The organism is Bradyrhizobium sp. CSA112 (genome assembly GCF_029051645.1).
GTDB lineage: Bacteria > Pseudomonadota > Alphaproteobacteria > Rhizobiales > Xanthobacteraceae > Bradyrhizobium.
Genome location: NZ_JAACFS010000001.1, coordinates 45,875 through 56,344 on the forward strand (window position 1 = coordinate 45,875; position 10,470 = coordinate 56,344).

Sequence of the window (10,470 nt, forward strand, 5' to 3'; positions counted from 1 at the left end):
GCAGAATGAACGCGGTAGTCCAGCCGATTTACACGCCCGATGTCGCGGCAATGCGGAACCATGTCGAGCATCTGTTCGGGGGCTATCTCGATGGCTGTCACGAGGGCCTCATTGAGCTTTCCTGGACCGACACCAAGGCTGACGAATCCGGTCGATACCGGCTTAACAATGCGCGCCTGTTTGGCACCGACCAACTGGACGATCTGGTCGAAGAAGCCGCGCGACTCAATTCACAGCCCATGTGTAACGTCTACATCGGCGCTGCGCTGCGGCATGCCGATACGGCACCATTCGGACGGGCAAAGGACACCGACGCCTGGGCGCTGACATGTGCCTACGTGGATCTTGATGATCCCGGGGTTGCAACGGCAGCCAAAGAAATTTACGGCACCTCCAAGCCTACGATGGTTGTTGTGACCGGATGGGCACCCCACACGCGAGCCCAAATGTGGTGGCGGCTTGATGAGCCCCTGACCGACTCCGAGGCTTGGCCAGCGCTGCTTCGCGGCATGGCCGCAGCGATGAAGGGCGACCCCACAGTAACCAATCCATCCCGCGTCATGCGTCTCGCCGGCACGATCGCATGGCCGGTCAAGCAGGGACGCAAGACGGAGCTGACCAGCATTGCCCCGCTCAGAGAGCCCGGGCAGCCCGTGTATGCGTTCGGACAGTTGGCCGGGCTATTCCCGCCCGTAGGCGCATCAAGCGTCTCGGCTGCCCCCTCAGCGCGTCTGAACTACACCACCAATTCGTTGGGGCTTGCTGACAAGATCAACGACGGCCGCGAAGGCGTTATGGTCAAGACCATAAACGCCAGCCTTGTACATTTCATTGGAGAAAACGGCTGCACCCCATCCGCTCAGGAATTATTTGACGGGGCGTGGTCGTTTTATGAGAAAAAGGTAGACCTAACCCGCTCAGGTCGCGGTGCAGACGAGTTCGCCAAGAAGTGCGCCTATACAGTCGCACGATTCGAGCGGGGCGATATTCGCGGCATCGAGACAATAGATAAGGCCATCGAGGTCTACCAGCGCAAGCAGGTAACCCAGGCAGAGCGGCCGCAGTCTCAGCCAGCACCCAGTGTCCACTCACCCAAAGCAACTGGGATTCGGTTTCCGTTCGAAACCATTGGCATGCTGCGTAAGCTGCCGGCGCCGCTTTGGCTGGCGAAGGATTGGGTGCCAGAGGGGGCAACCGGGATCTTCTACGGCAAGTGGGCTGCGGGTAAATCGTTCATCGGGTTCGATTTCCTGTTGCACCTAGCCTATGGCTTCAAAGAATGGCACGGCGTACCGCTGCCAGGCGAACCTTGCCATGTTCTGGTTCTGGCTCGGGAGGGTCACCACGGATTCGTAAACCGTGTAGACGCCTTCAAGAAGCACCACAACATCACGGACGATACCGACCGCATTCATTTTATGCGGGCCGCCGTGTCGTTTATGCGCGACGATGAATTTAACGGTCTCCTCGATGCCGTTGCCGCTCAGAAAATCCAATACCGCTGCATTCTGGTGGATACCGTGGCTCGTGTCTTGCCCGGCACCGACATGAACGAGCAGCAGGTTGTCACACTCTTTATGGAGCGGTTGCAGATCCTTGGCGCTGGTATGGGTGCCGCCACCATCGGCGTGCACCACGAGAACAAGAACGGCGGGATGATGGGGTCGATCTATTTCGAGGCCAACGCCGACTTCGTGTTCGAAGTCACCAGGGTGGGCGAGGAAGACGAGCCGCTGACCCGCGGCGAGATCATGTGCACCAAGCAGAAGGACGGTGAGGACCGCTGGAAGCGGTCTGTCCGGTACAAGAAAGTCGAGTTGTCGATCATGCCCGAGGGGCCGACGAGCCTGGTTGTTGAGGCTATAGGCGAACCAGCTAAGCAGCAGAACGAAGGATGGCCGGACAAGGACACCTGTCGGCGGGTTGTTAGAGCAATTGATGAAGCGTGGATTTCCGGCAAGCCATGGTCGTTTGAACCGCAGGCAAAGCGCGCCGGCCGATACGCACCGAAGCTGATTAGTCAGGGCTACCAAATCAACCCGAAGCTGGCCGAGAACATGATTGAAGCGTGGTTGATGAATGACGTCCTATCGGTCGAAATTCGAGACGCAAAAAGCAAAATGCGGGGTCTCAAAGTGATCGGGCAGATCTGATTTATCCTTGGCGGAGAAGGCGGAGAAGGGGTCGTTAAGTCATTGAAATCATTTGGCGGAAGTCTTGGCGGAGAAGCGGAGAACCATAGTGCAAGTATTTGAAAAGATTGGCGGAGAAGGCGGAGGTCTACCCCCATACTACGTATGGGCGGCGTCGCTTGAGGGCGACGCGCCCATTGGCGGAGGGCTGCAACATGATTGAACGAACCACCAAGGACGGCGTGAAGCACAAGCTTGATCCGTCTGACATCGACGAGTTGGACGAGATTGATGAAGACGATCAACTCTCGCTTGTCTGGTGTGAAACCCATCAACGTTACGAATGGCATTGGTTGCCAAGGAGCCGATGATGGCGAAAGCCGGAATCAAACCTCTCGACGATCGCCCCCTCAGCGATCCAAAGTCCTGGGCCAGAACACACGGGACCTACATCTCGGGCCGGGCCTACATTGATGGCGCCGACGAGACGGCGGCCGAGATGGAAACCAAATGGGGTTGCGATCGGTTGCGACTTCTGGTCGGCCCTGAGCTCCGAGAGAAGTTCGACCGCCAGCGTTATCTGTTCAACCAGGCCATCTGGCATGGCGACTTGGAGGACGTGCGCCGGGAGAGCGGGCGCATGGTCAACGCATGGATGGCGCTCGACCGGGCGGCTACTGAGGCGGGCAAGCAACTACTGGCGCCGACCGTCTGGGAGATCCCGTTGGAAGACGGGACGGTCGCCGCGATCGTGCCTGACGACGCGCAAGCCCATGCCGTGGTCGGGGAGGGCCGCAAGGTCTCGGTCTTCACGCTCGAGGAGATCGGGCGGCTGCTGTCGAACTATCCCGACATCGCCAAGGCCAAGCTGGTGTTTCCAGGCGCCACGATCACCGCTGTCCGCCGATCTGTCGAGGATCCGCTGAAGGCGATTCACGACACGGACGAGCCATTAGACGACCCTATAGGCTTTTAAGCATCAAACACGGGGCAGCATCACATGACTTGGTACATTGCAATCACGAATCCGAATTGTCATCGCAGGGCTGAGGCTGGCTTGGCTGCGATCGGGTATCGAGCGTTCTGGCCGCGGCTTCGGAAGTGGGTCTCTCATGCGCGAACGAAGCAAGCCAAGGAATACCCGATCCTGGGCCGGTATGTGTTCGTTGAGATCCCGGACGGGGAGTTCTACGCAGTCCGCAACGTGAACGGCGTAGAGGGGCTGCTGGTGAGCGACAGCGGCGCCCCTGCCAAGATACCCGCCGATGTCGTTTACCGCTTCCGTGAGCGCTACATGGCGGGGGAATGGGACTTCGTGGCGAACGAGACGGGAGAGTTCTACGAGGGCGGCGAGATCATCAGCCGCAAGAACCGAATCCCGATCGGTGCCCTTGTTCGCATCATGGAGGGCGAGTTTGCCGACCTCATGACGGTCATTCGCGGTCGGAAGAATGGCAAGCTGGAGTTTCTCCCGCCAGGCAAGCGGCATTTTTACTACACGCGCGAAGCCAATGTGAGGGCGGCATGATTATCATGTTCGAAAAGACGCCAGCGCAGTTGGAGCGCGAGAGCATTGAGCGGCAGGCTCTCGAAAAAGCCGCGCGCCATTTGGAAACACAGGAGGCCAACCCGCTGTACATGCAGGCGTGGAAGCGAGCGGCGCGGATCATCCGCTCATTAAAGGCAGACTAATGTTTGTTAAACGACAAATCGGAGGAAATCGGATTTATGGAATGTGGCCGGTCTAGCCCGTTTCACCCGCCGGGGGGCTTGTGTCAATTTCCCAAAATTCAAAGTTCGGGCGGCCCCAGAGCAAACCGTCGAGCTACATCCCCCTGTGTAGTGCCGATTACGTGCACCGAGCTGACACTGTGCCGGGGCTGCCCGAAACCCTTACGGAGCAATCGATGGGCGAAGTCGTCCAACTCCGAGACTATCAAAACCCGAAGGACATTGAGCGGATGCGCCAGGCAGAACTCTTGGCGACGCAGCGGGCAATAGTGGCGGCGGTTTCTAGCGAGACCGTCCCCTACAACGGCGCCGGCATCGATGGCATGGGGCTGGAGAAGGACCAATGACCGGATTTGTAGCCGACAGCTTCGAATACATCAGCCGCCGCCAGCAGGAACTCAGGGCAGAGATTGACGAGGCTATCAAGGGCAGCAGCGCGCCTGTCCACATCCAGCATGACTCTGCCACTGGCGAGACGCTGGAATACAAGATCGGCGACTACGCAAAGAGCTGGCCGTATGTCGCGGCTGATTACGATCCTGCGTGAGACAATCGGATCTTGACTGGTTTGCCGCTCGGCTATCGATCGCGGTCTATGACACCAATAGGTTAACCCCCGAAATGTCCGCTTACGAACTCAAGGCGGCGCTGAAGGGAATCGAGGGCTCAGAGCACCTCACGGTGAGCTATGCCAGCAATGGCAACCAGATTTTGCACGTTGGCGACAAAGAGATCGAAGTGGGGCCGATGGCGTCGAACGACGAAATCAGGCTGGCCCTTTTGAACCCGTTTATCAAAACCGAGAACACGAAGATGAGCATTACGGGAATCCGCCCTGGTGACGTGAAGGGCATCCTCCAGAAAGTGCGGGACCGCCAAGCGGGATCTTTGGCTAGGGTTGGGGAGCTCGCCAGCAAGTCTGAGGAAGTAGCACAGGCTATGGACGGGGTGACCAGCGCCGGCATCAGGGAGCTAGATGACCAGTTGGCTGAACTCGGGCAGTTTTCGAACCTCGGCCCTGCCCTGGATGATCTGAAGTGAAATCCCTCGCTCACCCTGAATGGCCCTATACCGGGACGCCGCACGAATGGCGCGGGTTCGCTGATAAGGTAGCAACCGTAATGGCGGGCTCGCCTGAATACCAGAAGTGCAGCGCGACGTTCTTGGAACTTTTGCGCGCTGAAATCCAGCATACCTCAAATCATGTAAATGGCTAAATCTCTTACCGAAATCAGGAGCGCCGCGCGAAGCCACACAGAGGCTGCGCTGAATTGCCTAGTGGGCATCATGGGGCAGACAGACGCGCCGCCGTCGGCCCGCGTGGCGGCGGCAAACAGCATTCTAGACCGGGGTTGGGGCAAGCCGGCTCAGCCAATTGAGAACGGCGAAGACGGCCCGCTAGAATTGCTGCACAGAATCGAGCGCGTCATTGTCCGTCCTGAGAATACCAACGGCTGAGTGCTTCGCGCCGCTTCTTGAGCGGGCCCGGTACAAGGGTGCATGGGGAGGTCGCGGTTCGGGCAAGTCGCATTTCTTCGGCGAGCTTCTTGTAGAGGAATGCCAGGCCGAAAAGGGAATGCTCGGGGTTTGTATCCGAGAGGTCCAGAAGACGCTGGCGCAATCCAGCAAGCGATTGATTGAGGGCAAGATACAGGCCCTCGGCATTGGTCAGGGCTTCAAGGTCTTCAACGACAAGATCCAGACCCCTGGAGATGGGATCATCATCTTCCAGGGTATGCAGGATCACACGGCGGAATCGATCAAGTCGCTGGAGGGTTTCCGGCGGGCGTGGATCGAGGAAGCGCAAACGCTGAGTGCTCGAAGCCTATCGCTGCTTCGCCCGACAATCCGCGCTGACGGCTCTGAGATATGGGCCAGTTGGAACCCAAGGCGCAAGACTGACGCAATTGACGACTTTCTGAGGGGCCGCAAGCCTGACGGGTCGATCGTCGTCAAGGCGAACTGGAAAGACAACCCGTGGTTTCCAAAGGAACTGGAAGCCGAACGACTCTTGGACTTGGAACTATACCCAGAGCGGTATGACCACATCTGGGAGGGCGGCTACGCTACCGCATTCGAGGGCGCTTACTTCGCCTCGATGCTCACGAAGGCCAGACAAGAGGGCCGGATTGGCAAGGTTGCAGCGGACCCGCTGTTGCCCATTCGAGCGTTCCACGACATCGGCGGCTCGGGCGGTAATGCTGACGCCTACACCATCTGGATTGTCCAGTGGGTGGGGCAGGAAATCCGCATCCTCGACTATTACGAGGCGGTTGGTCAGGTGCTCGCGTTCCATGTCAACTGGATGCGAGAGCGCGGCTACGAGAAGGCGATCAACTATCTGCCCCATGATGGGGTGAACGAGAACAACATCACGGGCAAGCGCTACGAGGACCACTGGCGAGAAGCCGGGTTTACCGTAGAGCCGCCGGTCAAGAACCAGGGCAAGGGCGCCGCAGGAATGCGGATCGAGGCTGTTCGCCGGCTTGGCTCAAAGATGTGGTGGAACGAAACAACGACTGAGGCCGGGCGCGAAGCCATTGGCTTTTACCACGAGAAGAAAGACGAAAATCGCAATGTTGGTCTCGGTCCTGAACATGATTGGTCGTCGCATGCTGCGGATTCGCTCGGTCTGATGGCTATTTGCTATGAGGAGCCGGGGCGGGCTGCCGGGTTTAACCGGCCGATTGCCTACAAGAACCAGGGCTACGCCTGATGCCCAAGATGTCGGCGATGGACCTGAAGCCCTTGCTCGCTGCCGCAAAGGCGGATGCGCTCGCGGCAGTATCGGCTGCTCAACTCGCCGAAGAGCGCGCCGATGCGATGGACTATTACCTTGGCGATATGTCCAAGGACATGCCAGCGCAGGACGGGCGCTCGCGCGCTGTCTCGACCGATGTCGCGGATACGATCGAGGGCCTGATGCCATCGCTGATGGACATCTTCGCCGGCTCTGACGAGGTTGTCAGGTTTGAGCCGGTCGGGCCTGAAGACGAAGAGGCCGCCCAGCAGGAGACTGACTATGTGAACCATGTGTTCATGCAGCAGAACCCCGGCTTTATGGTGCTCTATTCGTTCATCAAGGATGCGCTGCTTTCAAAGGTCGGCATCGTCAAGGTCTGGTGGGAAGAGAGCGAGCAGGAAGAGCGGGAGACCTATTACGATTTGAGCGATGACCAGTTTGCGCTGCTGGCGCAGGCCGTGGCGGCGTCTGACGGCATGATGAAGATCGTCGAGCATAGCGTGAACGGCGATGAGCCAGCGAAGCCGGAATACGAGGCGACTAGCTGATGCAGACCAAAGAGGAATGTTTCGCGGCGTTGGATAAATTGGAGGGCGAGATCAAGACTTGGATGGACGCGCTCAAGGGGGACCCCAGCCCGCAGGGGCACGATCGCGAAATGGATATCGCCATTCAGAGGTTAGAGGAATCGGCTATGTGGATGCGGCGCGCAATGGAGCGTAAGTTCACCTAATGGACGCCATTACGCCGCCCGACATTCAGGCCCAGATGTCTCAGGCGCTCGTCCCGCAGCCCAAGCCGGTCACGCACGACGTTACGATCGTCACCACCAAGAAACTTGCTCAGGCAAAGGTGATGGGTGTTCCCCCGGAGGAGTTCGGGGTCGAGCGTGGCGCCAGGAACATCAGGGACTGCAATTACTGTTTCCACGAGGTTGTCACCAAGACCGAAGGCCAGTTGATCGCGGAAGGCTTTGACGAGGCCCAGATCAGGGCGCTTGGGGACTATACCGGCAATACCGAGATTGAGCAGCTCGCGCGGGATTCGGTTGGCGAGAACTACGGCACCCAGAGCGGCGGCGTGAATTCTGCTGCCCGCCTGGTCAAGATCACCGAGCACTACGTCAGAATGGATTACGAGGGCAATGGACGCCCTTGTCTATACCAGGTCATTACGGGCGGCGATCAGGGCGAATTGCTCAAGAAGGACGGCAAGGACTGCATAACGCCGTTTGACGCGATCCCGTTCGCGACGACGACGCCGGTTCCGATCACGCATCGGTTCTTTGGCCGGTCGATTGCCGATCTGGTGATGCCGGCGCAGCGAGAGAAGACGGCGCTCAAGCGTGGCGCGCTGGATAACCTCTACCTGCACAACAACCCGCGTGTGGAGGTGGCAGAGGCAAATGCCGGCCCGAACACGCTGGATGACTTGCTTGTGTCTCGTCCAGGCGGCGTGGTTCGTACTAAGACGGCTGGGGGACTGAACTGGCAGGTTGTTCCCGACATCACGGGATCTGTCTACCCGATGATGCAGTACATCGACGCGGAACTGGAGACCCGCACTGGCCTGTCCAAGCAGATGCAGGGCGTGGACGCCAACGCATTGCAGAACCAGTCGGCAACCGCTGTAGCGCAGGTGTTCTCAGCCTCGCAAATGCGCGTGAAACTGATCGCCCGCATCATGGCCGAGGGTGTGCGGGACATATTCTCGCTATTGCACGGCACGATTCGCAAGCACGGCCAGCAGCAGCAGACCGTTCGGCTGCGCAACACATGGGTTCCGGTCGACCCGCGGCAGTGGAAAACCCGCAACGACATGACGATTGCGGTAGGGCTTGGAAGCGGCGGCAAGGCGCAGCAGTTCGCACAGATCATGGCGCTGGCTAACTTCCAAAAGGAATTGTTGCTCGGCGGCAAGTCCAACCTGGTTGACGATCAGGCGCTCTACAACACAGGCGCGGCGCTTGTGAAGGTCATGGGCTACAAGAACCCTGACAAGTTCTTGAACGACCCGTCAGCGAAGGATCCGCAGACCGGCCAGCCCCTGCATCCGCCTGTTCCGCCGCCGCCTGACCCGGACCTCATCAAGGTGCAGGCCGATACGCAGATCAAGCAGGCCGAGCTACAGCAGCGCGAAAAGGAAATCGTTGCCAACGCTCAGATTGCCCAGCAGGCAGACGAGCGCAAGGCCCAGATCGAGGCCGTGCAGGCTGAAGCCGACATGGCGACCGAACAGCAGAAGCTGCAGGGCGAAATGGCGCTGGCCCAGCAGAAATTCGAGCTTGAGCGCGAGCTAAAGCTGATGGAGTTCCAGCTCAAGAAGCAAATGCACGACGAAGAGATGCAGATGCGCCGCGAGCAGCACGAGCAACAGATGCAGGCCGGCGTGTTCAAGGTGGCGGCAGGCGCCGAAGCGCACGACCAGAGGATGGAGCAGATGAAGAACGCTCCGAAGCCGAAGGGTGGCAAGTGAGCGAAGGCAAGCTCTCCCAAGCCGCAGCAAAGGCTGTACGTGCGCAGAACTTGCTCGACAACGAACTACTGGCCGAAGCCTTCAAGGGGCTGGAGGACAGCTACACGGCCGCCTGGAGAGCAACCACGATTGAAGACGTATCGGGACGGGAAAAGCTGTTCCTCGCCATCAACATCGTTGGCAAGGTCCGCGATCATCTCACTGCCGTTGTTAACAACGGAAAGCTGGCGGCTGCTGAACTGAAGCAGCTTGCCGAGACTGCCGAGCGCAAGAAGCGCTTTGGAATCCTAACCTAACCAAGGAACATCATTTGACCGACGAAACCAGCGCCCCTGCTGGCGGCGAAGCTATTGCCGTCATCACCCCGGCGCAAGATACCGGCGCAGACCTTTCCATCTCTCAGGCAGCGCGAGCCCTCGCAGCAGCCCGGCACAGGCCGAAAGAAGAATCCGCTCCCGTCGATCAGGCTGATCCGGTCGAGCAACCCGAATTGGCGCAAGCCAACGCTGACCCGGCAACGGCTCCCAGCGAAGAACCCGAGGCGACCGAACCGGCAGAACTGCCGCCCATCGATCCGCCGAGGTCTTGGACGCAGGCTGAAAAGGAACGCTTTCAATCCTTGCCCCGCGAGACGCAGGAATACCTGCACTCTCGCGAACAGGAGAGGGAGAGGGAATTTCGCCGAGGTCAAAACGACATCGCTGAAAAGAGCAAGGCCATTGAGGCCAAGCTTTCAGAGGCGGAGAAGGCAAGGCAACAGTACGAGGCCAAACTGCCTGCATTGATGCAGGCGCTTCACGACACCAGCCCGTTCGCCGACATCAAGTCAATGGCCGACGTGGAAAAGCTTCAGGCGGAAGACCCGTTCCGCTTTCAGCAGTTCCAGGTCTACCAGTGGAAGATGCAAGGCGTTCAGGCCGAACTGCAGGAAGCCGAGAGCCGCAAGGCAACCCAGCATCAGACCGAATGGACCAACCACGTTCAGACGGAGAATGCGAAGGCCGCCGAGGTTATCCCGGAACTTGCAGACGAGAAGAAGGCCCCGGAACTGCACAAGCGCGCGGCAGAAAGGCTGTCTGAACTCGGGTTCAAGCCGGAAGAGTTGAACGATCTCGCGAGCGGGAAGCAGAAGCTTTCCATTTACGACCATCGCATTCAGCAACTCATCTTCTCGGATTTGAAGCTCTCCGACATTCAGAAAGCCAAAACGGCTGTAGCTGCCAAGCCGCTTCCTCCTGTTCAGCGGCCCGGAACCTCGAAGCCTACCGGCTCTGCGGTTTCCGAACACATCCAAGCCCTCACCCGTCAATTCAACGAGACCGGATCGCTCAAGATCGCGCAAGAACTGCGCGCTGCGCAAGCACGATCACAGCGCCGGGCATCATAAGG

At 59.0% G+C, this 10,470-nt stretch carries 14 protein-coding genes; all 14 read left to right on the forward strand.

All coding sequences use genetic code 11. The features are described from left to right. Positions 1-5 precede the first annotated feature (5 nt). The 14 genes from GWE18_RS00255 to GWE18_RS00325 all read left to right on the forward strand — a co-directional run bounded on the left by GWE18_RS00255 (position 6) and on the right by GWE18_RS00325 (position 10,468). Positions 6-2,153 (forward strand): AAA family ATPase, encoded by a 2,148-nt coding sequence (locus tag GWE18_RS00255; protein WP_275183820.1) that lies wholly within the window; start codon positions 6-8, stop codon positions 2,151-2,153. Between the two features lie 194 nt (positions 2,154-2,347). Next, a complete protein-coding gene (locus GWE18_RS00260) occupies positions 2,348-2,503 on the forward strand; it encodes a hypothetical protein (RefSeq protein WP_275183821.1) in 156 nt (51 codons plus the stop codon). Then, complete coding sequence (locus GWE18_RS00265; protein ID WP_275183822.1) at positions 2,503-3,108, forward strand: hypothetical protein; 606 nt, start codon at positions 2,503-2,505, stop codon at positions 3,106-3,108. Before GWE18_RS00260 ends, GWE18_RS00265 begins: the two co-directional genes overlap by 1 nt. 24 nt (positions 3,109-3,132) lie before the next feature. Continuing rightward, positions 3,133-3,660, forward strand: coding sequence for a transcription termination/antitermination NusG family protein (locus GWE18_RS00270; RefSeq protein WP_275183823.1), 528 nt, complete (start codon positions 3,133-3,135; stop codon positions 3,658-3,660). Beyond that, complete coding sequence (locus GWE18_RS00275) at positions 3,657-3,824, forward strand: hypothetical protein (protein ID WP_275183824.1); 168 nt, start codon at positions 3,657-3,659, stop codon at positions 3,822-3,824. The genes GWE18_RS00270 and GWE18_RS00275 overlap by 4 nt, the downstream gene beginning before the upstream one ends. Positions 3,825-4,039: 215 nt before the next feature. Then, a complete protein-coding gene (locus GWE18_RS00280) occupies positions 4,040-4,210 on the forward strand; it encodes a hypothetical protein (RefSeq protein ID WP_275183825.1) in 171 nt (56 codons plus the stop codon). Beyond that, entirely contained in the window at positions 4,207-4,410 is a 204-nt protein-coding gene (locus GWE18_RS00285; protein WP_275183826.1) for a hypothetical protein, read from the forward strand. Before GWE18_RS00280 ends, GWE18_RS00285 begins: the two co-directional genes overlap by 4 nt. Before the next feature lie 74 nt (positions 4,411-4,484). Then, on the forward strand, positions 4,485-4,904 hold the full coding sequence (locus GWE18_RS00290; protein WP_275183827.1) for a hypothetical protein: 420 nt from the start codon (positions 4,485-4,487) through the stop codon (positions 4,902-4,904). Between the two features lie 388 nt (positions 4,905-5,292). Continuing rightward, the gene (locus tag GWE18_RS00300) at positions 5,293-6,579 is read left to right on the forward strand and encodes a phage terminase large subunit (RefSeq protein WP_275183829.1); all 1,287 of its coding nucleotides are present in this window, start codon (positions 5,293-5,295) and stop codon (positions 6,577-6,579) included. Then, the gene (locus tag GWE18_RS00305) at positions 6,579-7,154 is read left to right on the forward strand and encodes a hypothetical protein (RefSeq protein ID WP_275183830.1); all 576 of its coding nucleotides are present in this window, start codon (positions 6,579-6,581) and stop codon (positions 7,152-7,154) included. The genes GWE18_RS00300 and GWE18_RS00305 overlap by 1 nt, the downstream gene beginning before the upstream one ends. Continuing rightward, positions 7,154-7,339, forward strand: coding sequence for a hypothetical protein (locus tag GWE18_RS00310; protein WP_275183831.1), 186 nt, complete (start codon positions 7,154-7,156; stop codon positions 7,337-7,339). Before GWE18_RS00305 ends, GWE18_RS00310 begins: the two co-directional genes overlap by 1 nt. After that, the gene (locus GWE18_RS00315; protein WP_275183832.1) at positions 7,339-9,081 is read left to right on the forward strand and encodes a hypothetical protein; all 1,743 of its coding nucleotides are present in this window, start codon (positions 7,339-7,341) and stop codon (positions 9,079-9,081) included. The genes GWE18_RS00310 and GWE18_RS00315 overlap by 1 nt, the downstream gene beginning before the upstream one ends. Then, complete coding sequence (locus GWE18_RS00320; RefSeq protein ID WP_275183833.1) at positions 9,078-9,377, forward strand: hypothetical protein; 300 nt, start codon at positions 9,078-9,080, stop codon at positions 9,375-9,377. The genes GWE18_RS00315 and GWE18_RS00320 overlap by 4 nt, the downstream gene beginning before the upstream one ends. A 14-nt stretch (positions 9,378-9,391) precedes the next feature. Then, positions 9,392-10,468, forward strand: a complete 1,077-nt coding sequence (locus GWE18_RS00325) for a hypothetical protein (protein WP_275183834.1) — start codon at positions 9,392-9,394, stop codon at positions 10,466-10,468. The last annotated feature ends 2 nt before the right edge of the window (positions 10,469-10,470 follow it).